This window comes from Chryseobacterium angstadtii, from assembly GCF_001045465.1.
GTDB lineage: Bacteria > Bacteroidota > Bacteroidia > Flavobacteriales > Weeksellaceae > Chryseobacterium > Chryseobacterium angstadtii.
This window is the reverse complement of the sequence record NZ_LFND01000003.1, coordinates 1-22,956: the sequence shown is the minus strand read 5'-3', so window position 1 is coordinate 22,956 and position 22,956 is coordinate 1. Positions and strand designations below refer to the sequence as shown.

Genomic DNA, 22,956 nt, shown 5'->3' with positions numbered 1-22,956 from the left:
ATCCAAAAAAAATCTACATAATCCGTAAAGTCTGCGGGAGGTTTTCCCTACACAGATTTCACGGATTACGCAGATCTCTATATTTAATCTAATCTGCAATAAAGAACTACAGTATTTTTTTAGAACCTCATCACGTCCTTCACTACTCCATTCTTTTGAGTATGCTGGAGTAATTCTGCTTCAATGAAGGTCTTGATTTTATCTTCAGATTCATTAATCGGGAACAAAAGGTGAACATTTGCCCCTGCATCCAGTGTAAAGAATAACGGGAGCCCGGTTTCTCTGCGGAAGTCCCAGATTTTATTGATCACTTCCAAAGTTCCTGTTTTCATCAGAATAAAAGCAGGATCACTCATCATCATCATAGCGTGCAGCGTAAGAGCTTCATGTTCGACCAGTGTAATGAAACGTTCCATATCACCGCTTTTCAGAATCTCCTTCATCGGAACAAAATTCTCTCTTGCTTCCTGAAATCTTCTTTCAGCATAGGGATTGGTGTTCATCAGTCCATGACCTACAGTTGAAGAAACACTTTTCTGTCCTTCGTGAATCAGGAGAACCCAGTCATTAAACTGTTTGAATACCTCGTGAATCTCATCATCCGGGTATTTTACGGCAAATAAGTCTGAACTTCCTTCCACTTCATTTGACACTCCCCAAACGATTAATCCGTTGTACAGGCTCCTGCATGCACTTCCGCTTCCTAATCTAGCCAGAAAAGAGGCTTTTCTTGTAGCTTCTTCTTCAGAAATTCCTCCTGAAAAAGTGCTATCTAATGCCATCAGACATTTCGCTATGGCTCCAAATCCTGAAGCTGAGCTGGCAATTCCGGAACTGTGTGGAAAGGTATTCTCTGTTCTGATGATGTATTTTCCCTTCAGTATCCACGGAAGGTACTGCTCTATATTTCTAAAGTATTTTTCTATTTTTTCTGCAAATTTTACTTCTTCATTCCCTGCCAGGAAAGTCTGTACAGAGAAGGGCTCATCTGCCAGAAACTCCATCGAAGTATTGGTTTTGCAATGATTCAGAGTATAGCTGATGCTTGGATTGGCAGGAATCTGGTTTTCATATTTACCCCAATATTTAATAAGGGCAATATTAGACGGGCAGCTTTCTGAAACCGTTTGCGTATGAATGGTAAAACTCTGTTTTCCTAGAAATTCTTGTGTTGTCATAATCTGATTTAAAATGGTAGCATTTTGTTATTTCCATTCAAAAAGAAACAAAAACCTGCTCCATTTTAGTTATTTTTTAAGTTAAAATAAAACTGAATATTCAAAAACCAATCGGGTCTTCAAAATAGTAAAGTTTTATTTTTAATACATTTTTTCTATAAGGTCTGCATATTTTTTAAGAACCACATTTCTTTTAACCTTTAATGTAGGGGTGATTTCTCCTGTATTAATATCGAATTCAGCAGGCATCAGCGTGAACTTTTTCACTTTCTCGTAGTCTGCCATATGAATCTGAAGTTCTTTAATTTTTTCTTTATAAAGACCAATAACCTTGTCATTTTTCACAGCCTCTTCCCAATTGGTAAAAGAGATGTTGTTTTTGCTCATATAGTCCTTCAAAAACTCAAAATTAGGGACAATTAGTGCGGAAACAAACTGTCTTCCTTCTGCCACAAGCATAATCTGCTGAACAAAATTGTTATTGGTAAGAAGGTTCTCAATCTGCTGCGGGGCAATATATTTCCCATTGGAGGTTTTCATCAGGTCTTTGATCCTGTCTGTAATGATCAGATTTCCTTTCTCATCAAATTTTCCGGCATCTCCGGTTTTGAACCATCCGTCTTCTGTGAAAACTTTCCGGGTTTCTTCGGGTTTGTTGTAATAGCCCTTCATGATTCCGTTTCCTTTTGCCTGAATTTCGTCACTTTCTCCAATACGGATTTCTACACCCGGCAGAGGTTTTCCACTGGTTCCGTGTTCAAAATGCGTCAATGGGAAAAGGGTCAGTGTGGCAGTAGTTTCCGTAAGTCCATATCCTACTGTAACATGAATTCCCACAGAATCGAAAAAGCGGGTAACTTCCGGCGACAGGGATGCTCCTCCGCAAGGCAAGAACCAAAGTCTTCCACCCATTTTTTCTTTGATTTTGCTAAAAACAAGGCTGTTGGCAATGGATTCTTTTAATTTTAATCCAAAAGGAATTGGTTGTTCATTTCTTCTCAATTCAGCAGTCTGCCAACCTGTAGCCACTGCCCAATTGAATATTTTTTTCTTCAAGGATGAGCCTTCTTCCGCTTTCTCCAAAACTCCTGCATAGACTTTCTGGAAAAACCTCGGTACCGCGCACATCATGGTAGGTTTCACCTCTTCCAGGGCTTTGGCTATATTTTTCGGATCTTCCAGAAAATAAACCCTCGCTCCGCCATAAAGACACAGCAGACTCCAGCTTCTTTCGAAAACGTGGCTAAGCGGAAGAAATGCCAGTGAAAGCTCTTCTTCAAAGTTTTTGAATTTAAAAAACTCAAAGTGGGAATCGAAAGCTTTAATGAAATTTCCGTGCGTAAGCATAACGCCTTTAGGAGTTCCGGTAGTGCCGGAAGTATAAATCAGTGTGGCTGTATCATCGTTTTCCTTTTCGCAGATTTCCAGTTTCGGAGAGGATTTTGCAATGAAATCTTCAAGGTAAAAACTGTTGAATTCTTTCTTGATCCAGACCGATTTTTTAGAAACAACGATGGTTTCCAACTGGTTCCCTTCTTTATTCAAAAGCTCCAGGCATGCGTCATACTGAGCCTGACTCCCAACAAGCACCGCTTTCGCAGAGGAGTCATTAATGATATATTCCGCCTGCTCAGCATTATTGGTAGAATAAATAGGCACTGTAATGGCACCAATGGCCATTGAAGCCAGATCAAAGATCATCCATTCAGAAGAATTGTCTGAGTAGATAGCTACTTTATCATTTTCCTGAATCCCTGCTTCTTTTAGTGCATTAGCCGTTCTAAAAACGATCTCACCGAATTTTTTCCAGCTCAATTCTTTCCAGACCTCATCTTTCTTTTTAAAGCCTATCGCGGATTTTACCGGATGTTTTTCTACATTTTTTAGGATAATTGCTGCTGCAAGATTCATGAATTCAGCTTTTTGTCGTTAATATAATTTTTAAGATGAAAATCTATACTGTCTTTCACAGGAATAAACTGATAATCCATCTCTTTTTTAATTTTTTGGTTGGAAATGGTGTTAAGTGATGATATGGATTCAATATTGGATTTAGTGATTATTCTAAGTTTAGGAATCAGCCATCCGAAAAGGATATTGGCCAGTCTTCCAAGATTCAGCTGAAATGCGGTAAGGATTTTAGCTTCTTTCAAACCAAGCTGTGATCTGATCTGTTTTCCAAGTTCAGCATACCTTCTGTTTTCTGAGATCAGAATAAAACGTTCTCCGAAAGCATTTTTTTCCATCAGCTCAATGCATATTTCAGCGACATCTCTTACGTCTACATAACTTGTTCCGCCGGAAAATGTAAAACCATTCTTTTCAAAGGTCGGGAAAATATCTCCGCTGCTCTGTCCCCAGTTCCCGCTTCCGATAATCATTCCCGGATTGACAATAATTGTATTCAGCCCTTCTGCAGAGGCTTTCCAGACTTCCATCTCGGCAAGATGTTTGGATATGGCATAGGCAGAATGTTCTTCTTTGGAATTAAACTCAGAATTTTCGTCTAATTCTCCTTTTTCATTAAAAATATCCAATACAGCAATGGTGCTTACGTGCAGAAATTTTTTAACTCCCGATCCTTCACATGAAAACAGCAGATTTTCCGTACCTTTTACATTGGTATGGTACATTTCTTTTTCATCGTGAGGATGGAAACTTACTTTGGCGGCACAGTGATACACCTCATCTACACCTTTCAATGCATTCTGAAGGGAATCCAGATCATCAAAATCTACATCTACCCATTCAATCCTGTTAAAAAAATCTTCAGGATTCTCCGTATAGAAGCCGTAAGAATGCCTTACATCCTTTAAATTACTGCCCGGTCTTTTGGAAGCACGCACGTTCTTTCCCTTTTTAAGAAGTTCCAAAACGATCATTCTCCCCAGAATTCCGGTTGCACCCGTTACAAAAATCATTAATTATTTACTTGATTGCTGACTAAAATATGACAATATTTTCTATCCGGCAATTCTCCATTTTCCTGTTCGGAACTTATGAAAAACCGCTTATGCAAATTTGCAATTTTTAAAGCAGAATTCCTCTTAATTTCATCAATATTATCATTATTTGAGTCTTTGGATGCCTGCTTATTTAATTTGACTGAATAATAGAATTTTTAATGTGCGGGCTCCCATACCATTCATTTTTTCACATTAACAAACAAAAAAGCCCTTTGAATAAACAAAAGGGCTTTTAAAATCAGGAGTTATAAACTGTTACGCCATAACCATATTATTTCTTCTAGGAGCTTTATCACAAAGAACATCTGCAATACTCTTAGAAATAAGATTTTCTTCCGTTAAATTATCCAGCCAGAAAAACTCGCCTGCTGCATTGATTTCGATAAAATAATATTCATCCTCAGGAGACACAATAATATCGATGGCTCCGTAATCTACATTATAAACATCCAGCAGTTCAAGAAGTTTTGATTCCACATCTGCCGGAAGCTCTGTTCTTACCCATTTCGTCAGTAAGTTCACTCCGTCTTTTCTCCAGTCTACCTTCGCATCTTCAGACTGCTGGGAATCTATTTCAAAAGCATACACATCCCGTCCTACAATGGTAACACGAAGCTCTTTTTTCTTTTCAATTTTTTTCTGGAACTGCATCGGGCAGTACACCAGTGTATCCAGCTCTTCAAGCTTTTCTTCTCCCACCACGTTGGTAAAAACCACGCTTTCCACACCATCTTCATAAATGGCAAAACCGGTCTGCATTTTAGCAATTACATTCTGATGTTTAAGAATAAACTGTCTGGCTTCTTCAGGATTATTGGTCAGGCAGGTTTCAGGAATTTTAAGTCCTAATTTAACAGCCACTTTAAGCTGTTCTTCCTTGCTGTCCAGTCTTCTGTAAATTCCAGGTTTTCCCAGTGCATAAGCATCTACAGACTCTATAAATCCGAAAAGTGTATTACGGATTTCCCCCATAGCAGCTCCGTAAAATTTCTTATCCATTTCTTCCTTCACACCGTTTCCTATATTGTAGGCTCTTCTGTACCAAACGGCAGCAATATCGTCCAGACGGTATTTTGCCTCTTTGGTTTCAAGAATACTCACCCATTCTCCATCCTGAAAAACGGTTGACAGTTTATTTTGTATAGGATAAAGATCTACATCGAAACGAATGACTTCACATCCGTTTTTTTCAATGTATTCCGTTACTTTCTCAATGGAGAAATTATCTGCTGTATGCGTAATGATTAATATTTTATTCATGGATATTGATTCTTTTTATAAGGTTATCGGCAATTCTTTCTGCAATAGGAAACCCAAGCTCTTTCTGTAACATTCCCCATTCTCCCTGCGGATTGACTTCAAGAAAATAATACGCTCCATCTTTTCCTCTGATCATGTCTATAGCTCCGATGTAAAGTCCCATTTCTTCCATCATAGAAGCGAGCCCGGTTTTTACATTTTCCGGCAGCTCGTAAACCGACCAGACATAGTTTCCCTGGGCCAGCCGCCAGTCTACATTCTCACTGTTATTGATTTTTCCGGTGAAAAATTCTCCGGCTATATAGACAATTCTGAGTTCATATTCCTTGTCGATATAAGGCTGGAAGATCATGGGACAATACGCAATATCTGCCATATGTTCCAGAGTATCCTCTTCAATAATCATCGTAGAGATAAGATTTTCTCCGTTCATGGTTTTTGCAGTCAGACTGTGGAGTTTTGCAACTGCTTTTCCTTTGCAGAATTCATGAAAAAAGGAAATGATCTTCTCCTCGTCATTAGAAAAAATAGTGGCCGGAACTGTCAGATTATTGTCTTTGGCCAATTTCAGCTGAAGCATTTTATTTCCGTCAATCTTTTTTTCATTTTCATAGGGATTGATCCACGGAATGCTTTCTAAAAGGGTGATCAGATTATAACGTAGATTTCCGTATCCGTTCAGGAATGTTTTTTTATAGTCTTCATCCAGTTCTTCAGGAATACTGATTCCCCAAGCTTTTCTGTGCCATACTCCTTTTATATCTCCGGAATGGACGGTATTCCCGAATTCATCAGTCAGTTCAAATGAATTTTCAGTTAAGCTGATCTTTTGAAGATGATTCATACGATCGGAATTCAGTCTGAAATAAGGAATATTCTTCGAAGTAAGGTATTCAAAAAAGATATCGATATTATAAAAATCCTTTGAGTGGGTAATGCAGAGAATCATTTGCCTGTTTTTATTAAAAAAGGAAACTTAATGGTAAGTTTCCTTTGATATGATTGTATTAATACGATTAATAGTTCATTTCTTAGTCCAGCGGAATGATTGGCGCATCATCATCTCCGTCTGAAGGATATTTCAGCGTATGCATCATATCATCCTGAGGAGAAGTTACTACATCAACAGCTGGTTTTGTGATTGAGTCTTTTAAGATATTCGTAATGATACTGGTATCTCCTCCTTTGATGGTCTCAGGATCTTTAAGCTGCTTTTCAAGGAATGACGCAAAAAAAGGCTGTTTTTTTGAATTTTTGTTTTTCATAATAATTTAGTTTTGGTTAAAAATATACTTACAATTTCTTGTGTACAGAAATTTAAACAATATCTTCATCACCATCTGAAGGATACTTCATGGTAACTAGAAGATCTTTGTTAGGACTTGTCACATGATCAAGAATCTGTGCTGTAGCGTTATCTCTTGAAGGTAGTGTAATAACGTCATTATCAGTGTTGGTAATAACTCCACCCCCTTGAATGGTTTCCGGATCTTTAATTTGCTTCTCTAAGAATGAAGCAAAAAAAGGCTTCTTTTTTGAATTCTGGTCTTTCATAATAATTGAGTTTGGTTGTTAATTTTCTTTTACAACTTCAATTAGAAAGCTTCCAGTTCTCCTGACTCATCATTGTCTGAAGGATATTTCATGGTAACCAAAAGGTCCTTGCTTGGCGCAGTTACATTATCAAAAACAGGTCTTGTAACATTGTCTATAGAAGGAGCTGTAATCACATCGGAGTCAGGACTGCTAATGATATTTCCTCCCTGAATAGTTTCCGGATCTTTGATTTGCTTCTCAAGAAATGAAGCAAAAAAGGGCTTCTTTTTTGAATTTTCGTTGTTCATAATAATTGAGTTTGGTTGTTAATTTTTCTTTATAGTTTCGATTACAAAACTTCCAGTTCTCCTGATTCATCGCTGTCAGAAGGATACTTCATCGTAACGATCTGATCTCTCACAGTTGATGTGGCGTTGTCAAGAAATGGTGATGTAGTGATGGTGTCTCTGGTTGGTACCGTAAGAACATCCGTAGTTGGTGTGGTGATTCCACCTCCCTGAACTTTCTCAGGATCTTGAATTTGTTTCTCTAAAAATGAAGCAAAGAATGGTTTTTTTGAGTTTTTCTTTTCCATAAGTTAATATATTTAGTTTTTTGTGAAACTAAAGTACAAAAATTTCAATACGTGGGGAAATATTATCTTACTTTAAGAAAATTTTAACTTAATTATTCAAAGCATAGTATTAAATCAATCTAAACCTAAAAAATCCTTCACTACTTTCGCAAAATCAACTGGATTTTCAGCCTGAACCCAATGTCCTGCATTTTTTACCGTTACAATTTTTGCTTTTGGAAACTGCTGTTTAATTCCGTATTCATCCTGAGGAAGGATGTAATTTGACTTCTCCCCTGCAATAAATAAAGTATCTCCTTCAAAAACACCAAACTTTACAGCATTCGAAACAAATTCATTATATTTTTCAGATAAAGTTTTCAGGTTGAATCTCCAGTTCAGCTTTTTATTTTCGTCCCAGTATAAATTTTTTGCCAGGAACTGTATTGTAGATTTTTCTGGAATATATTGGCTTAAAACAGTTTCTACTTCGCCTCTGGAAGCAACCGTATTAAAGTCTACCGTCTCAAGAGCTTTTATAATTCCCTGATGATGCGGTGGATATGCTTTTGGAGAAATATCCACTACGATCAGTTTCTCTACTCTTTCCTGGTATTTCAGTGCGAACTGCATCACTGCTTTTCCACCCAAAGAATGTCCCAGGACATGCGCTTTCTGAATACCGTAATGATCCATATACCGGGCAATATCATCCGCCAGATCATCATGAGACATACTTTCCGAATGAAAGCTTCGCCCGTGGTTCCGGAGGTCAATAAGATGTACGGGAAGATACTCACCCAGGTCTTTTCCAAAAGTTCCCCAGTTATCAAGCATACCAAACAGTCCGTGAAATACAAGAAGCGGCGTAACCGTAAGATTTTCGCCAAATATTTTTGAGTTTAAGATTTCCATTTTTATTTTAGAAATTAGAAGTTAGAGATTAGAAATTAGATGATAGAGCGTTTTAAAAGCTTTAGATTTCAGCTTTGCTCACAAAAATGTAAGAAGAGAGTACTAAAATGTAACTTTAATACTACTTTCTGCGATTTAATTTCTTTTTTTACCAGGTAGCTAATCTTTTCAAATATGCCTGAACAGTGTTTTCAAGTCCCATATAAAGCGCTTCAGAAACCAAAGCATGCCCGATAGATACTTCCAGAAGATTAGGAATTGTATCTGCAAAATATTTTAAATTCTCAAGGCTCAGATCGTGTCCCGCATTGATTCCAAGTCCGAATTCTGTAGCAGCAACTGCTGTATCATAATAAGGTTTAATAGCTTGTTCCTTATTCGTCAGATAATCTTTAGCGTAAGCTTCCGTGTAAAGTTCAATTCTGTCGGCGCCGGTTTTTGCAGCATATTCTACCAGCTCAGGAAGCGGATCAAGAAAAATAGATGTACGAATTCCTGCATTTTTAAACTCTGCGATAATTTCAGTAAGAAAATCCAAATGTTTTCTGGTATCCCAGCCTGCATTGGATGTGATGGCATCATCTGCATCGGGAACCAGTGTTACCTGCTCAGGTTTCACCTCCAGAACCATATCTATAAAAGAACGGTGTGGATTTCCTTCAATATTGAATTCTGTAGTCACCAAAGGTTTAAGATCGTAGACATCTTTTCTTGTGATGTGTCTTTCATCGGGTCTTGGATGGATGGTAATCCCCTGTCCACCGAATTCCTGAATCTTCACGGCAGCTTCCGTTACACTTGGCGTTTCGCCTCCTCTGGCATTTCTTAATGTCGCAATTTTATTAATGTTTACGCTTAATTTTGTCATTTCTTTATTTAGATATTATTTTTTTAGAAATTAGAAATTAGAGGTTAGAAATTAGTTTTGGGGGCTACTTCTATATCTCTAAAACCAGATCAGACTACAAAGCAGTCGAATCTCACTAACTTCTAATTTCTAGCTTCTAACTTCTTCTCTACACTTTAACACTCACCTGCATCACCTGAAGATCAAACTCTTTTGAGGCTACCAGCAAGTGGTCAAAAATATCAGCCTGTATCTGTTCAAAATGTTCCCATTGAGAGTCATTGGCGAAACAGTAAATCTCAAGAGGAAGTCCCTGCGGTGTAATTTCCAGCTGGCGGACCATTCTTGTTCCGTTTTCATCAATATCAGGATCATTTTCTATATACCTCTGGGCATAATGTCTGAAAACGCCGATATTGGTAAGCTGTCTTCCGTTGATCGTTCTTTCCCGATGTTCCAGACCTTGCTTTTCCTGTTCAATTTCCCGTGTTTTTTCTTCAATATAATCGGAGATAAGGTTGATTCCTTTTAAACGTTCAATATCTTCTTCATTCAAAAATTTAAAGGAATTGATATTGAAATAAATTGATTTTTTAATTCGTCTGGTATTGGATTCGGACATCACCTGAAGATTTTTGATCTCCGTAGTAAGAAGGTCGTAGGTAGGAATGGTTGAAACCGTTTTATCAAAATTGGTGATCTTGGTAGTAAGAAGGCTTATATCTGTAATATTTCCTTCGATGCTGTATTTGGGAATGCTGACCCAGTCTCCTACTTTCAGGTTTTTGGAAGTCGCCACATGTATTCCTGTTACAAACCCTAAAATGGTATCTCTGAAAACAAGTACCAACACAGCGGTAATCGCTCCCAGACTTCCGACAATTGTAGTTCCCTTGATTCCGAATATAACACAGATTCCTACGACAGAAAACACAAATATTCCTAAGATTTTCACCGTTTCGGAAATGGCATTCAGCGCCATGATTTTATAGAAATCCTGTTTTATAGTAAAATAATACCGGAAACCTGTCAATGATCTGTACAGCATGCCTGCAAGAATCAGCACCAACCCTAAATTGATGGATCTGTTGATGAAAATATTGGTTTTAGGTAATGCTGTTGCGGGAAATATGGAAGGATGTATTCCTCCTACTACCAGAAGTGCGGCAAAATGAGCCACAGAATTTGAGATTTTAGACTGGTAAATGGATCTTATGACGGGATATTTTTCATCACTCCGAAAGAACCGGAAAACGAAATTAATGACAAATTTGAAAATAAAATCAACTACTAAAAATACAGCGCAAAGCAATGCCAGCTTGATAATAATATGCACAACCCAATCCATTCCGCCGGGTGTTACCTGACTGATATAAATGTAAAGCTGATCACTTATTTCCTGTAAAAAGTTTTTAGTGTCCTGTATCTCGTCTTTCATTACAGCAAATTTATAAAATTAAGAGTGATGATGTTGCTATTCACAATCAATTTTCATCCCAAATATTTAAAACCGGTCTCTAAATCTTCTTTTTTACTATCTTGCATTGATAATTTTTAAAAATGGATACAGCGTTAATTAATATTCTCTGCCTTATTTTACTGTTTCTCGGAATACTGGGAACTTTCCTGCCTGTACTTCCAGGACTTCTGTTAAGTATCTGCGGTCTTCTGATTTATAAATTCGGGACAGATGCCGATCTTCCTATGATTTATATCTGGGCATTCGGGATTCTTACTGCCATTTCCGCGGTATTAAGCTATGTAATTCCGGCAAAAACCAACAGAAAATACGGAGGAACCCGCTGGGGAAGCATTGGCTCTATCATCGGAACCATTGTGGGGATTTTTATTCCTATTCCTTTAGGTTTTCTGATCGGAATGTTTGCGGGGGTATTTATCGGGGAACTTCTTCATGACAGTAAGGATATGAATAAGGCCCTTCAGTCCACCAAAGGAGCATTTATCGGGTTTATTTATGGGACCGGTTTCAGTCTTGTTGTCGGAGTGGCCATGTTTTTGGTAGTCGTTTTAGATATGCTTGATGTTATTTAGATGAAGAGAGGATGTATTGTTTAACTCTAAAAGAATAAATTATGTTTCACAAAGCCATCATATTCAGTCTGGGAATGCTAACCTTAGCCGGATGCAATGCCCAAAAGAAGACAAAACCTCAGGAATCAACTGCCGGACCAACAACCAATGGTACAAAATCTCCGGTACAAAAAGGGATTATTTATCTGAATCTGGGAGAAAATAAATTCCTCAAAGCATATGATATGAATGTCACATTCAGTGGTATTTCTGAAGACAGCCGCTGCCCTGAGGGAGTTAACTGTATCTGGGCTGGAGTTGCTGTAGCACAGATTGAAGTCATGGGAACCTATACAAGGCCTGTTGTTTTAAGCCTTGCTACCACAGACAACGCCGGAAGAAATTATCACCAGTCCGAAGAATTCAACGGTTATACGATTTCATTGGAGGAAGTAACCCCGTTCCCCAAATCTGATGGCGGAACAAAAGCTTTGGAAGGAAAATACAAAGTGGCCATTAAAATCACAAAAACTGACGGATCTGCCATTCCGGGTTCTACCAGGAAATAGTTTTCTTCCCTTTTGAAGTCAGATATTCATTAATCTTTGAAAAGGGTTTACTGCCATAAAAACCTCTGTACACGGAAAACGGAGAAGGGTGTGCCGATTTTAAAATAAAATGCTTAGCCGGATCAATCAGTTCGGCTTTTTTCTGGGCGAAAGCACCCCAAAGTACGAAAACCACGTTCTCTTTTTTATCTGAAATTTCTTTAATGATAAAGTCTGTGAACTTTTCCCATCCTAAATCTTTGTGAGAATTAGGAGAATGGGCACGAACCGTTAATGTTGCATTCAGTAATAAAACACCCTGTTTTCCCCAATCGTCAAGCTCTTTTGATGTTCTGTCTATTCCCAGATCATCTTTCAGTTCTGTAAAAATATTTTTAAGGGAAGGTGGTGCCGTTACCTGTTCGGAAACAGAAAAACACAATCCATTGGCCTGAAAGTCATTATGATAAGGATCCTGACCGATAATCACCACTTCAACCTCTTCAAAAGGCGTAATTTCCAATGCTCTGAAGATTTGATTCTTAGGTGGAAAAACTTTGGTTGTTGCATATTCCTGTTTTACTTTTTCCCAAAGGTTGGTAAAATAGTCTGTATTTTTTATCGGGGCTAAAACGTCTGTCCAGGTCATGAGGCTGATATGAAAGTTTGTTAATAGTACAAAAATATCCTTTAATTACTGGATGACCAAATTTGGTGATGTGTTGATGCGGTGATGTGTTGAGATAATGATGAGATAATCGGGAGCTAAAAGTTTATTGTTTTTTATTTAAACTAAAAACAAAATTATCAGGAAAATCTTCGTCTTTTCTTCCTTCTTCCAGAACAAAATTATGTTTCAGAAGTAATTTCTTAGAAGCTTCATTCAGTTTATGGGTAAAAGCTAAAATTTCCTGTAAATGTAGTTCATTAAATCCGAAATCTAAAACAGCGCCCAACGCTTCGGACATAATTCCTGTCCTATGGTAATCGGGTAATAATTCATAGCCCACCTCAGCGGTTTTCCTGTCTTCGGAAAAATTCCACAGACAAATAGTTCCGATAAGATTTGGTTCATCTTTTAAAGAAATTCCCAGATAAACGGTTTTATTATTTTGAGTGTTTTCCTTGATCGTTAAGATAAACTGTAATGCATCATAATTCGTTTTCGGAGAATTTCTGCTCACGAAACGGTTAATGACTTCGTTGCTTCGAATTCGTAAAATATCTTCAACGTGGCTTTCGTTGATGTTTTTTAATAGCAGCCGTTCGGTTTTAATCATTTTCTATAATGTGACATTTGATACTCTATTTCCTCAGGTGAATGGTATTTTTCTTTGTAGGATTTCCCTGCATTGTAGCTTTCCTGGTTAAAACAGCTTATGACTGCCTCAATTAAAGCTCTTCCGTAAGTATTTTTCCGGAAACTGTCTATTATGTGAAAACCTGCAAAAGTAATTTCAAAAATAAAATTTAAATGCTTCCCTTTGAGGGCCGAAATATAAATGGTAATAAAATCAGCATAATTTTTTATTTCTTCCAGATGAAGGTCGTAAAGTTCTTTTGGAAATACATTTTCATCTACTTTCCAATCAATATTTGAGCAGTAATCAGATGGAAAGCTGTTATTTATTTCTCTTTTATAATTGTCTAATTCATAAAGATTCAGCTCAATGAAACCATACCGATCATGTGCTCTCCACTTCTGCATGCCATGACGCTTTTCTAAGTTCCAATCCACTATATCACTATTTACAGCAAATAATTTTTCTGAATTATAAATTTTCCTGTCAATCCTTTCCATCTAATTTTAAGAATATTTCTGGGTGAAAATTTTGTAAATACCCTCAAATATACATAATAATCATTTGAATCGGTGATTTCAAGGGTACCTGCGCTGTTTCTGGTGAAAATTATTCTCACGTTACTCAAATGATCTTTGTACTGATCAATATACTGATCTTATAAAATTTTAAAATATCAGTTTCAATGTTCAACTGGAAAACGAAGCATATAATTAATAAAAGCCTCACAAAATTGAGGGTTTTATGTTGCATTATTCTTTTTTACATAAAAGAACGAGCTTTATTAGTATATTCGATTTTATAATGATTTTTATCTTTTTCAATATATATAAACTTATACTTTGGTAATTGTTCTTTATTCAATTTCATTTTATGTTTCTTATCAATAATAATTTCAACCTCTTTATTATTAAAAATTACACAAGAGTTTGTATATCCTAGCATCGGCAATGTCTTACTTTTTTCATTGAGAACAATACTATCACCATTTTTGACCGTAATAAGATTGTCAAACTGAGATGTAAAATCTAGAAAAGACTTGTTTTTATTCTGAGCATGAAACTTTTTAATCATAACTTTTGATCTTACATTATCGACAACCTCCATCTCTGTACCATATATTTCAGTTGTCTTTATAGCAGAGCAGCTTATAACAGCAAATGAAAAACAAATTATTATTTTATTAAAAACTTTCATTATCTTGTTTTTGGTTGTTGTTGTTGTTGTTGTTGTTGTTGTTGTTGTTGCTCTATTAGTTTTATGGACTCAGTCCTTTGCTCCGGAATCATTTTTGTACCAAGAGCTCCCACTCTCATTAAATTATCCGGAAGTGAGGCTAAAGTGGCTTTCTCCATCAAACTAGCAGCAAAGACCTTACACATATTTAACTGCTTTCATGATGATGGCATTGCTTCAATAATTGTAGTTACACCACAATCATTGTGGACAAGAATATTTTTATTCGAAAGATAATAATTATGACTAGGTTCTACTTCAAAGTTTTAGAGTTTTTCCTCCAAAATAAAAATATCCCTTACTCAATAAGCAAGGGAATATTTTAAATACTATAAATTTTCTTCTTTGAATAAATAATATTCTCTAAAAAAAATATCTACTGAATTTAATCCTTCATTCTGGCTTATTTTAAAAATATAATCAGCCCAAGTACTACCTCTTTCAAAGTTAAATTTAACCCTTAACCATTCATGAAAATCAGATTGAAAATTTATATCATCAAAATTTTTATCGTGAATTTGCTGACAGGATAAATATCCTCCGATAAAAGAATCCAAAAGATAAATATTCTTTGTTTTTAAATACATTAGAGGCTTTTGTTCAATATGAGGCAAAATTTTGTGTATAGTCATCACACAATTAATCGAATTCACTTACTGATTTTTTCTCGTTTTCATATAAATGATATTCTTTAAAGAAAACATCGACTGAATTTAAATTTTCTTTTTTACTTATTTCATTTATTATATTTGACCATGAAAATGAATTGTGATAATTGAATTTTTTTTGCAACCAATTATTAAAATCAGATCTAAAATCGTATTTAGCGCTTTCCCCTAATCTTATTGCATCATTACACAGATACCCTGTTAAAAAGGCATTTAATAAGAATATATCTTTTTCACCGATAAATTGTTGTGGTCTCCTTTCAATATGAGACATTAATTCTTCAAATTTCATATTTTTTTCTTTAAAAAGGTGTTACTTTTGGCATTCCTAAAATTGGAGAACCTACTTCTAAATCCATAAGCCATTTAGAATATTCAATTCCATTTGGAAACAAATTATCATATACTGTATTACCTACTTTTACCCCAACATGGTCTCCATTTGTAGTGATAGTTCTATTAAATGTGTTTGACCAAATAAAATCAGTCTCAGACTTTAATGTTAATAATTCTCCTTTCATGCCCTGCGCTGTCATCTTCTCCATCAAGCTGGCAGCAAAGTCCTTACACATGTTTAACTGCTTTAATGATGATGGCATTGCTTCAATAATTGCAGTTACACCACAATCATTATGTACCAAAACCCCTTTCTCAGAAACATAATAATTATGATTATCCTCTACTTCAAAGTTATAGACTTTTACTTTCTCATCCAAAAACTTTATAGATTCTACAGGAGAATTTTTTCCGTTCAGAGTGGTTAGAAGCATTCCTTTAGTAAGATTTTTAGCTTCAACCCAATTTTCATTCACATAAAAAGGGTGTTCCGGTGTACAGGTAATTTCCGTTCCGTTTACAGAGATTTTCACTAATGAAGAAGAAGTATTTCGGGATAGCTCAACTACTTTTTTAAGCTCTTTTTTACCCGTTTTTTCATTATAACTCCATACCAGATCACCTTCTTTGATGTCTTCAATCTTTTTGTTTCCATTTTCTGTGGCAACAAGAGTACCTTCAGTAAAACAGATCTTTATCAATCCATTGGTAATTCTTCCCAGAGGTCTACATATAATACGACTCATTCCTGCAGCTCTCCATCCAATAGCTAATACTTCTCCACCCAGCACGGATGCAGGAAGTTCAAGAAACAGGAAATTTTCAACGCCTGCCACGCTCTGTGATGCCTTAGAATTGAGAATAGCCGACCCCATTCTACTACTGTTGAAATCATAGGTTGCTTCTCCCAAAGCTCCTGTAAATTTACTGTACATCAGGAAGCTGTTAAAATCAAGATTGCTTCCCAATTTCCATGTTTTGGAATTTCCTTTTGCATTAATAATAACTTCCGGTATTGATATGCTAAGCCCTTCAAAATCTTGCCAGAAACTTTCATTATTACTTCCAAAAGAGTTTCCTCCTGTTAGCCACGATGCTAAAGCGCCATCCAGATCCTTTACTTTCCCACCATTTCCGAAATAGCTCATAGCCCAACCTATATCATCACCTGTAAAGCTCCAGCCATTATCAGTCTCTTCAATATCTCTTCCATCTGGATCTATATAAGATATTGGGTTATTCATCACATAAGCATAAGGACTTGCTGAATGGTAATTTTCAGCTAACTGATCCATTCCATTCCATCTACCAAGATCCGGCATATACTGTCTCCATCCGTAATCCAGATTTCCGGTGCTTTGCAGCTCCTTGCCATTGTAAAGATATTTAAATTGGTTGTTGCCTGTATTGCCTGTATTGTATCCGGAATGTTTTAGCCCAAAGGGATAATAATTGTTTTCTTCAAGAATGACAGCTTGCCCACCGCTCGCTTTTGTGTAAGACAGCCTTATGTTTCCCAGATGATCTTTATACTGGTATACATATCTGTTATTGATAAAATCATAGTAACCTTCCTCATTGGCAAGAACAAAAGAAGTCTGTAATCCTGACGAATTATTAACAGTATACTGAAATGCCCCTAAATAGTCTGTAACTTCTATATTTTTTGACATTTGCTTTTTTGTACCGTCCGATGAATAAATATATTTCAGAGTTTCTGGTTGGGAAGATGAAAAAATAGCAGAAGGAAGATTCAGAAAATTATAAGTAATTTTTTCATGACGCTTGTCAAGTTGTTGTGTAATATTTCCATTGGCATCATATTGCATAATACTTCCTTGTCCGGTAGCCAGAGGATACCCACTTAAAGCATTTCCTTTTCCAGATTCCTGTACATACTCCAGCTGATTACCTCTATTCAGATAATTGTAGGTGAGATTATCCATTACCTCTGCCTTTCCATTGACAGCACTTCCAGTTCTATGCAGCGAAGTAATATTCCCGGCAAGATCATAATCCACAACTTCGCTATATTCTTTAGAATAAGGATTGGTGCTGATCTGGAAGAAGCCCGCCAGCAGCCTTGTTGCACCATCATATACATATCCGTATCGTCTCAGCGGCTCATTAGCTCCAAAGGCTGTTTTCCAATCTATTTCTGCAATACTACCGTTGTATCTCGGTTTCACTTTAAGATTGGTAAAGGAATTGTTAGGTACTTCTGCACCCTCTACTGAATTGTATTTTATCCTGTAAGCAAAAAGCTTACTTCCCATATCGTTTATATCAGAAGGGTTGATTCCTGTAAGCCATCCTCTGATATTGTATGTGTAATCAATACTCTGAAGGCCATTACCTGTTTTCTTATTAACAACCTGCCCCAAATCATTATAAGCATATTCAGATAATTGTTCTTCCGGATTGGCATTAATCTGCTGATAATGTTTCAATAGAAAATTCTGCGGACTGTAAACAAATCTGTCTTTTACTGTAACCTGTACAGATGCTGAATTTTTCGAATGAAAAGTATATAGTTCTTTTGTTTTCCCCGAAAAGTCCAACAAAATCTCTGTACGGGTAAACCCACCCAGATGATTGCCTTCATAGGTCCCAATTATTCGTCCCAAAGTATCATACCAAAGCACTGATGAGGTCCAATTTTCATTTTCGATATTTCTCGTCAAAGATGCTGTAGGAAATGTTTTTGTGCTTCTTATAGATGACAGTCCATTAACCGCAATACTTGTGGGTACTGGTGAAAGAGTATTATTGCCAAGTATTTGCTCAGGTCTTTGGGAAAATCCTGTAGGGTATTCACCATAATAATTCACTCCAAGAATCGTCATACTTCCTGTCGGGAAAGCTTCTTTGGTATAATATACACTGATCCCATTCTGCGTAAATGGTGTCATGCTAGGCTTTTCATTATTAAGAGCATTGGCCGACATATTGTTTAAAGCCGTCTGCATAACAGTCCTTGAAGCAGAATTGGCAAAGAATCCGCTGTACACAGGTCTGCCAAATGCATCATACTTTTTAAATACCCATCCCTTCTTTGAAAAGTTATTTGTAGTGCCTGCAAGAAGGCCATCCTGACTTAATACGGGTCTGTTTTGCTTATCGTATACCGTAAACTCCCAGCCTTTTCCTGGCAACTTTTTTTCGACTACCCTGTTATATTGGTCATATTTATATTGATAGCATAAATTATCGAGAATATTTTGAGATACTGCTGATACAGAGGCTTTAGGAGGAATAACAAAGACAGTATTTCCAGACTCATTGTAAACATAATAAGTATCTAGGTTCTCAGAAATTCCATTTGTTTTCCTATTAATTTGACGAAACATTATATTCTGGCCCCGTGAGTTGGTAAATGTGTGAGTCTCATTTCCATCCTCATCTGTTGAGATAGTCACAAACAATGTTCCCGCTTTATAGTATCCACCTGAAGTATAATCATCATCTGCAGCGATCGATAAAGAAACATCGTTAATTCCAGCCGATGGGTTCCAGATTGTTACAGCTTTAAATCTTTTCACTTTTCCCTCACCGTTCAAACCATATTCTGCTTTTTGTGTATGAGTTCCCGCAATCTGCCAGTCACTTCCTGGCATTGCCTGTTTCTTTGGCCTTCCCCACGGAGATTTTTCATAAGCCGTTTCAGAATATGCATTAGGAACACCATAATATGTATTTACAGAATTTCCGTTCAATGCGGGCATATATGCCCCGTTCTGTGAGTCTGAAGGCATTGGTAAAAAAGATTTTGTCTGTTTGCCAGAACCATCATAAGTTAGTGGAACAACAATATCTTTTGATGATGGGGAAGCCTTTATTCCAATATTTTGAAAAGCCCTTCCCTGACCGTCTAAATACTTTACAATCTGGGTCTGGGCAGCATTTGCTTGCTCAGATGTTACAGCTTCCATATAGGTTCTGCTATATACGTAATTTTCCGTAGATGTTAAACTCTGTGCCCGGCCTAGAACACAGAAAAATATATATAATGTTAAGACTATTTTTTTCATGTTTGTAGATTTACATATTAAGGCTGTGGCTTAGTATTATATTTATATTCTTTAAGAATATTCCCGTTTACATCTGTTAAGGATTGCAAACGACCATTTTGATCATATTTATAAATTTTCCTAATCCCATCAGGAGAAGTCTCTGTTGTAGTTCCAATTAAAGGATCATAAGTGAAGGTAGTGATATGGAAATTTTTTAAAGCAGAATTGGTTCTAAACAGATCTAATACATTAATCAAATCAGTTTCGGTTTGAATATCCTTGTCTGCATTGGATTTAGTAATAATATCATCAGCCAGATTTCCTATATCCGACAATTTTGCGCCTTCTATTTTTGCAATAGGCATAGCCTGATTATAACCCCATATAATAACAGTTGGAAAACCAATTCCTGTAGCTTCATTAACATTAGTTGAATACTGACGTAGATTTCCGTACGAATCATATGATTCGTATTTTACAGGGATCTTGACACTTCCGTCATCCGGGCTATTTACAATAACTGAAGCAGGATCAAATCTTCCGGAATCTGCATACAGAGTTTCTATTTTTTCAATTGTCTTATCATTCACTTTTGTTTCGGTTTCTAAAGGAACAGAAACCATATTGGCGCTGATAAGCTGTACTTTATTTTTATCCATAGCATATCGGATTCGTTTTTCCATGACTATACCATCAGACGAAACCTCTTTTATATATTCAGGGTTGAAATTACTAGCATTATAAGTTGTTTCAGCTGTACTCTTTGCATATATACCTCCTGAATAGGTTTTCGTAATTGTTTTGGTGTTTTTAATGTATGCAGGTTTGGTATATATTTCCGAAACTCCTTGGTATGCCGGTATTTTCAGATCTGGAAAATTCTGCAACGTTTCAAATTCCGATTCGTATTCCGAAGACGATAATAATTCATTTAGCTCATTATAGGTCTCTTTTTTAGCCATAACTCCAGATTTAGTAATGGTGTAGTATTGCCAGAAACTTGTGGCAGTTCCGTCCACCGTATATGCTGTTTTAGGGTAGTCATCAGGTGTTTTGAAATAATAGTGTACAAATCCATTTTCGCCATCTGTTACCGATACGTTTTTATAAAGTACGTAATTAGAAAAGGGGGTTGGATCTTCAGATTCATTCCTGAAAATGTAACCGCTAGAGCTAATTGGATCTGTAAATGGAGCGTAACTATACTGTTCCGTTTTTACTGGTTGTGTGTCATTAATACTGTTGTAATGTTTAATGCTTTTGATCCTTGAGCCATACTCTGGTCCGGCCTTCCTATTGGGATAAGGGCCATTTTTCAGTCTTATCTGGGACTTCAACATCTGTGCTTTTCCGCCCGTCCCGGAAATGCTTACAATGTAATTACCCGGTTGTAATTGGTAAAAAAATGTATTAATGTCAGCGGAGTGTCTGGTAATGACAACACCGTCTTTTTTCAGGGTATAAGTTAAATCAAAGTGATAATGACCACCAGGTCCCGGTTCTGTTCCTGGAGCAGGCTGATCATCTGGATCTGGGGTGTCAGGAACCCAAATACCCGGTGGATAGTATTCGTTGATAATAAATTTTAGAGCAACACTCTGGGTCACGCCTGGATTTCCCTGAACAGTTAAGGTATATTCTGAACTTTGATTGGTATCCACATTGATTACAGGAGCTTCAGGCCCCCATTCCTGCACCAAAGGATCAATAATGCTGACTGTCCCCAATAAATTTTCCAGATACTGTGGTGAAGTTCTATTGAAAAAATAATCATGGGCTTCAAAATTATATTCTGCTACCCCTCCTGTTGGATAAATCATTTTTTTCAAAAGCCCCGGGTGATAGTTTTCGTTCATAAGCGCCCCCATATCCTGATAAGGGTTATATACGAAACCTGTTTTTTCATATTCTGCAAGATTTCTATTAATTTTTATCAGCTTATTCAAAAGCCTTCTCCCTTTTTGTTCAGTATCATCCGAATCTGTGAAAGGAAAAAGTTGTTCCCATTTATAGTTGAACTTATATCCTGAAATTATATTCTCCCGTGAATCTTTCAATAGAATTTGCGAGATGCTGTAGGGATCATTCATTGTTTTTTCCTTCGTATCATCATACTGATAGTCTATAACCACAGAGCCCAGCCCATCAGAATTGATCTTAGCAAGTTTACAACTCATATACACAATGGAAGCAGTTGGACTATCACTTTCAGTTTTGCTGTCTTTTCTATATTCAAAATTAGCTACAACCGTATCATCAGCTAATTTTATCTGACTTAAAAAGAAAGCTGATCTGTATTGGTAAATACCTTCAATAAGATCGCTGCTTGTACTGTAGTCATTAAAGATATATTTATAGCCGTTCTCATCTGTTACTGTAAAGCTGGCTACTGTAAATGTATAAACCTGTGGAGAATTGTCCCTAGTATACGAAATCTTCACCTTGTTAGTAGAAAGGTTTTCAATATCTATAGTGCCAGTTGATGTGTTTCGATTAAACCTGAACTTACCTGAAATCCCTGGCAGATTATAGTAATATATATCATCAAACTCAAACTTTGAATGAGGAGGACTGTTAGTGTACTGTACTTCATTTAAGCTTCCTATAATTTCTCTGGAAATAACACCTCCACCCAATAGTGACCAGCCGGTTCCTACATTACTTGCTGGTTCCAGTTGTTTTACATTCCCCGAATTATACGCCAACGCCACTGGTACTGACATGTTTTTTGTTTTAGTGGGAAGCTCAAACAAAGGAATAGATATGCTGGGCATTCCTGTAGAAAGAGAAACAGGGGTATTGTTATAAGTAGCCAGAGAAGATACCGAAGGCACAGGCCGGGAGAAATCTCCAAAATTAACCTCAGTTTGTTGAGCCACTATGGTACCAGGTATAATAATCCCGATAATTATTCCTGCCAATTTTAGCAGAATTTTTATTCTATTTTTTTTCATCGTTTTTATTTCTTTATCAATTTAGCATTCGCCGTTTTACCCGCATCCGTCTTTATTGTCACCAGATAAGCCCCTTGAATTAAATTCTGAGTATTGATCTTAGTTACTTTATTCTTCGTCTTCAAGCTCTGTAACTGCCTTCCACCCATATCGTAAAGGATAATATCAGCTTCCTTGAAATCATATCCAATTTCCACATACGCATAATCAGATACCGGATTCGGATAAATCTTGATATCCTGCTTTTCAATCAGCTTATTAATCTGGCTGTCTCCTAGTTTTACAATCTTCCAGTTTTCTTTTCCAAGTTCTTCAGCGCTGGTTCCGGCTAGAATAATAGAACCATCTCTGTTTAGTTTAATATCAGAGAGTCTTTCCTCTCGTTTTCTGGATTCTCCTTTCACATGTTTTCTCCACTGCTCATTACCTTCTTCATTTAAGTAAAGCATCCAGAAAGTTTCATCATCGGTCTCAATGCGGTTTTCCGCTTGGGTATATCCACCCAATAAAATTCCTTTTGTAAAGTCCTGGTTCTTGGCTCTTGAATCTTGGCTCTGAATCACACTCATTCCCATCAGAATATCCCTGTTTCC

The 22,956-nt window shown here is 36.7% G+C and carries 24 protein-coding genes; 2 read left to right on the top strand and 22 right to left on the bottom strand.

Annotated elements, in window-relative coordinates; genetic code table 11:
• Positions 1 to 119: 119 nt before the first annotated feature.
• The 12 genes from ACM46_RS08315 to ACM46_RS08260 all read right to left on the bottom strand — a co-directional run bounded on the left by ACM46_RS08315 (position 120) and on the right by ACM46_RS08260 (position 10,714).
• A complete protein-coding gene (locus ACM46_RS08315) occupies positions 120 to 1,178 on the bottom strand; it encodes a diphosphomevalonate decarboxylase (RefSeq protein ID WP_048506198.1) in 1,059 nt (352 codons plus the stop codon).
• 141 nt (positions 1,179 to 1,319) lie between these two features.
• A complete protein-coding gene (locus tag ACM46_RS08310) occupies positions 1,320 to 3,089 on the bottom strand; it encodes an AMP-dependent synthetase/ligase (RefSeq protein WP_048506197.1) in 1,770 nt (589 codons plus the stop codon).
• On the bottom strand, positions 3,086 to 4,099 hold the full coding sequence (locus ACM46_RS08305; protein WP_048506196.1) for an NAD-dependent epimerase/dehydratase family protein: 1,014 nt from the start codon (positions 4,097 to 4,099) through the stop codon (positions 3,086 to 3,088). Before ACM46_RS08305 ends, ACM46_RS08310 begins: the two co-directional genes overlap by 4 nt.
• Before the next feature lie 300 nt (positions 4,100 to 4,399).
• Positions 4,400 to 5,404: an MvdD family ATP-grasp ribosomal peptide maturase gene (locus ACM46_RS08300; RefSeq protein ID WP_048506195.1), complete on the bottom strand. Its 1,005-nt coding sequence runs from the start codon at positions 5,402 to 5,404 to the stop codon at positions 4,400 to 4,402.
• Positions 5,397 to 6,353 carry an MvdC/MvdD family ATP grasp protein gene (locus tag ACM46_RS08295; RefSeq protein ID WP_048506194.1) on the bottom strand — a complete coding sequence of 319 codons (957 nt, stop codon included), beginning with the start codon at positions 6,351 to 6,353 and terminating at the stop codon, positions 5,397 to 5,399. Before ACM46_RS08295 ends, ACM46_RS08300 begins: the two co-directional genes overlap by 8 nt.
• A gap of 82 nt (positions 6,354 to 6,435) precedes the next feature.
• Positions 6,436 to 6,669 (bottom strand): microviridin/marinostatin family tricyclic proteinase inhibitor, encoded by a 234-nt coding sequence (locus tag ACM46_RS08290; RefSeq protein ID WP_048506193.1) that lies wholly within the window; start codon positions 6,667 to 6,669, stop codon positions 6,436 to 6,438.
• 52 nt (positions 6,670 to 6,721) lie between these two features.
• Positions 6,722 to 6,958 carry a microviridin/marinostatin family tricyclic proteinase inhibitor gene (locus tag ACM46_RS08285; RefSeq protein WP_048506192.1) on the bottom strand — a complete coding sequence of 79 codons (237 nt, stop codon included), beginning with the start codon at positions 6,956 to 6,958 and terminating at the stop codon, positions 6,722 to 6,724.
• A gap of 41 nt (positions 6,959 to 6,999) precedes the next feature.
• A complete protein-coding gene (locus tag ACM46_RS08280) occupies positions 7,000 to 7,248 on the bottom strand; it encodes a microviridin/marinostatin family tricyclic proteinase inhibitor (protein WP_048506191.1) in 249 nt (82 codons plus the stop codon).
• 41 nt (positions 7,249 to 7,289) lie between these two features.
• The gene (locus ACM46_RS08275) at positions 7,290 to 7,535 is read right to left on the bottom strand and encodes a microviridin/marinostatin family tricyclic proteinase inhibitor (protein ID WP_048506190.1); all 246 of its coding nucleotides are present in this window, start codon (positions 7,533 to 7,535) and stop codon (positions 7,290 to 7,292) included.
• Positions 7,536 to 7,649: 114 nt separating this feature from the next.
• Positions 7,650 to 8,429: an alpha/beta fold hydrolase gene (locus tag ACM46_RS08270; protein WP_048506189.1), complete on the bottom strand. Its 780-nt coding sequence runs from the start codon at positions 8,427 to 8,429 to the stop codon at positions 7,650 to 7,652.
• A 148-nt stretch (positions 8,430 to 8,577) separates the two neighbouring features.
• Positions 8,578 to 9,297, bottom strand: a complete 720-nt coding sequence (locus tag ACM46_RS08265; RefSeq protein ID WP_048506188.1) for a pyridoxine 5'-phosphate synthase — start codon at positions 9,295 to 9,297, stop codon at positions 8,578 to 8,580.
• A 148-nt stretch (positions 9,298 to 9,445) separates the two neighbouring features.
• Entirely contained in the window at positions 9,446 to 10,714 is a 1,269-nt protein-coding gene (locus tag ACM46_RS08260; RefSeq protein WP_048506187.1) for a mechanosensitive ion channel family protein, read from the bottom strand.
• A 122-nt stretch (positions 10,715 to 10,836) separates the two neighbouring features.
• Between ACM46_RS08260 and ACM46_RS08255 the strand changes: the two genes are divergently transcribed.
• Both ACM46_RS08255 and ACM46_RS08250 read left to right on the top strand, forming a co-directional pair.
• Entirely contained in the window at positions 10,837 to 11,328 is a 492-nt protein-coding gene (locus ACM46_RS08255) for a DUF456 domain-containing protein (RefSeq protein WP_048506186.1), read from the top strand.
• A gap of 41 nt (positions 11,329 to 11,369) precedes the next feature.
• Complete coding sequence (locus tag ACM46_RS08250) at positions 11,370 to 11,876, top strand: hypothetical protein (RefSeq protein WP_048506185.1); 507 nt, start codon at positions 11,370 to 11,372, stop codon at positions 11,874 to 11,876.
• On the opposite strand, the gene ACM46_RS08245 is transcribed toward ACM46_RS08250, so the two are convergent.
• From ACM46_RS08245 to ACM46_RS08205, 10 genes are all read right to left on the bottom strand, one after another.
• Positions 11,863 to 12,504 (bottom strand): uracil-DNA glycosylase, encoded by a 642-nt coding sequence (locus tag ACM46_RS08245; RefSeq protein ID WP_048506184.1) that lies wholly within the window; start codon positions 12,502 to 12,504, stop codon positions 11,863 to 11,865. The two genes, ACM46_RS08250 and ACM46_RS08245, sit on opposite strands and share 14 nt — an antisense overlap.
• A gap of 124 nt (positions 12,505 to 12,628) precedes the next feature.
• Complete coding sequence (locus ACM46_RS08240) at positions 12,629 to 13,135, bottom strand: GNAT family N-acetyltransferase (protein WP_048506183.1); 507 nt, start codon at positions 13,133 to 13,135, stop codon at positions 12,629 to 12,631.
• A complete protein-coding gene (locus tag ACM46_RS08235) occupies positions 13,132 to 13,593 on the bottom strand; it encodes a hypothetical protein (RefSeq protein ID WP_131707562.1) in 462 nt (153 codons plus the stop codon). Before ACM46_RS08235 ends, ACM46_RS08240 begins: the two co-directional genes overlap by 4 nt.
• 325 nt (positions 13,594 to 13,918) lie before the next feature.
• Positions 13,919 to 14,353 (bottom strand): hypothetical protein, encoded by a 435-nt coding sequence (locus tag ACM46_RS08230; protein WP_131707561.1) that lies wholly within the window; start codon positions 14,351 to 14,353, stop codon positions 13,919 to 13,921.
• Positions 14,353 to 14,538, bottom strand: coding sequence for a hypothetical protein (locus ACM46_RS23190; RefSeq protein WP_131707560.1), 186 nt, complete (start codon positions 14,536 to 14,538; stop codon positions 14,353 to 14,355). Before ACM46_RS23190 ends, ACM46_RS08230 begins: the two co-directional genes overlap by 1 nt.
• Positions 14,539 to 14,721: 183 nt before the next feature.
• On the bottom strand, positions 14,722 to 15,024 hold the full coding sequence (locus ACM46_RS08225) for a hypothetical protein (RefSeq protein WP_157859433.1): 303 nt from the start codon (positions 15,022 to 15,024) through the stop codon (positions 14,722 to 14,724).
• 7 nt (positions 15,025 to 15,031) lie between these two features.
• The gene (locus ACM46_RS08220) at positions 15,032 to 15,352 is read right to left on the bottom strand and encodes a hypothetical protein (RefSeq protein ID WP_048506179.1); all 321 of its coding nucleotides are present in this window, start codon (positions 15,350 to 15,352) and stop codon (positions 15,032 to 15,034) included.
• A 10-nt stretch (positions 15,353 to 15,362) separates the two neighbouring features.
• Positions 15,363 to 19,427, bottom strand: a complete 4,065-nt coding sequence (locus ACM46_RS08215) for a DUF6443 domain-containing protein (protein WP_083997363.1) — start codon at positions 19,425 to 19,427, stop codon at positions 15,363 to 15,365.
• A gap of 17 nt (positions 19,428 to 19,444) precedes the next feature.
• Positions 19,445 to 22,363: an RHS repeat protein gene (locus ACM46_RS08210; RefSeq protein ID WP_048506177.1), complete on the bottom strand. Its 2,919-nt coding sequence runs from the start codon at positions 22,361 to 22,363 to the stop codon at positions 19,445 to 19,447.
• Positions 22,364 to 22,368: 5 nt separating this feature from the next.
• Positions 22,369 to 22,956 (bottom strand): T9SS type A sorting domain-containing protein (locus tag ACM46_RS08205; RefSeq protein ID WP_048506176.1); only part of this gene is annotated, 588 nt, incomplete at its 5' end.

What these genes read in the sequence shown, in the direction of transcription:
- ACM46_RS08300 (WP_048506195.1), bottom strand. Translation starts at nt 5,404, where the DNA reads ATGAATAAAATATTAATCATTACGCATACAGCAGATAATTTCTCCATT.
- ACM46_RS08215 (WP_083997363.1), bottom strand. Translation starts at nt 19,427, where the DNA reads ATGAAAAAAATAGTCTTAACATTATATATATTTTTCTGTGTTCTAGGC.
- ACM46_RS08255 (WP_048506186.1), top strand. Translation starts at nt 10,837, where the DNA reads ATGGATACAGCGTTAATTAATATTCTCTGCCTTATTTTACTGTTTCTC.
- ACM46_RS08295 (WP_048506194.1), bottom strand. Translation starts at nt 6,353, where the DNA reads ATGATTCTCTGCATTACCCACTCAAAGGATTTTTATAATATCGATATC.
- ACM46_RS08310 (WP_048506197.1), bottom strand. Translation starts at nt 3,089, where the DNA reads ATGAATCTTGCAGCAGCAATTATCCTAAAAAATGTAGAAAAACATCCG.
- ACM46_RS08260 (WP_048506187.1), bottom strand. Translation starts at nt 10,714, where the DNA reads ATGAAAGACGAGATACAGGACACTAAAAACTTTTTACAGGAAATAAGT.
- ACM46_RS08240 (WP_048506183.1), bottom strand. Translation starts at nt 13,135, where the DNA reads ATGATTAAAACCGAACGGCTGCTATTAAAAAACATCAACGAAAGCCAC.
- ACM46_RS08305 (WP_048506196.1), bottom strand. Translation starts at nt 4,099, where the DNA reads ATGATTTTTGTAACGGGTGCAACCGGAATTCTGGGGAGAATGATCGTT.
- ACM46_RS08285 (WP_048506192.1), bottom strand. Translation starts at nt 6,958, where the DNA reads ATGAAAGACCAGAATTCAAAAAAGAAGCCTTTTTTTGCTTCATTCTTA.
- ACM46_RS08210 (WP_048506177.1), bottom strand. Translation starts at nt 22,363, where the DNA reads ATGAAAAAAAATAGAATAAAAATTCTGCTAAAATTGGCAGGAATAATT.
- ACM46_RS08220 (WP_048506179.1), bottom strand. Translation starts at nt 15,352, where the DNA reads ATGAAATTTGAAGAATTAATGTCTCATATTGAAAGGAGACCACAACAA.
- ACM46_RS08265 (WP_048506188.1), bottom strand. Translation starts at nt 9,297, where the DNA reads ATGACAAAATTAAGCGTAAACATTAATAAAATTGCGACATTAAGAAAT.
- ACM46_RS23190 (WP_131707560.1), bottom strand. Translation starts at nt 14,538, where the DNA reads ATGTGTAAGGTCTTTGCTGCTAGTTTGATGGAGAAAGCCACTTTAGCC.
- ACM46_RS08275 (WP_048506190.1), bottom strand. Translation starts at nt 7,535, where the DNA reads ATGGAAAAGAAAAACTCAAAAAAACCATTCTTTGCTTCATTTTTAGAG.
- ACM46_RS08230 (WP_131707561.1), bottom strand. Translation starts at nt 14,353, where the DNA reads ATGAAAGTTTTTAATAAAATAATAATTTGTTTTTCATTTGCTGTTATA.
- ACM46_RS08245 (WP_048506184.1), bottom strand. Translation starts at nt 12,504, where the DNA reads ATGACCTGGACAGACGTTTTAGCCCCGATAAAAAATACAGACTATTTT.
- ACM46_RS08250 (WP_048506185.1), top strand. Translation starts at nt 11,370, where the DNA reads ATGTTTCACAAAGCCATCATATTCAGTCTGGGAATGCTAACCTTAGCC.
- ACM46_RS08315 (WP_048506198.1), bottom strand. Translation starts at nt 1,178, where the DNA reads ATGACAACACAAGAATTTCTAGGAAAACAGAGTTTTACCATTCATACG.
- ACM46_RS08225 (WP_157859433.1), bottom strand. Translation starts at nt 15,024, where the DNA reads ATGACTATACACAAAATTTTGCCTCATATTGAACAAAAGCCTCTAATG.
- ACM46_RS08280 (WP_048506191.1), bottom strand. Translation starts at nt 7,248, where the DNA reads ATGAACAACGAAAATTCAAAAAAGAAGCCCTTTTTTGCTTCATTTCTT.
- ACM46_RS08290 (WP_048506193.1), bottom strand. Translation starts at nt 6,669, where the DNA reads ATGAAAAACAAAAATTCAAAAAAACAGCCTTTTTTTGCGTCATTCCTT.
- ACM46_RS08270 (WP_048506189.1), bottom strand. Translation starts at nt 8,429, where the DNA reads ATGGAAATCTTAAACTCAAAAATATTTGGCGAAAATCTTACGGTTACG.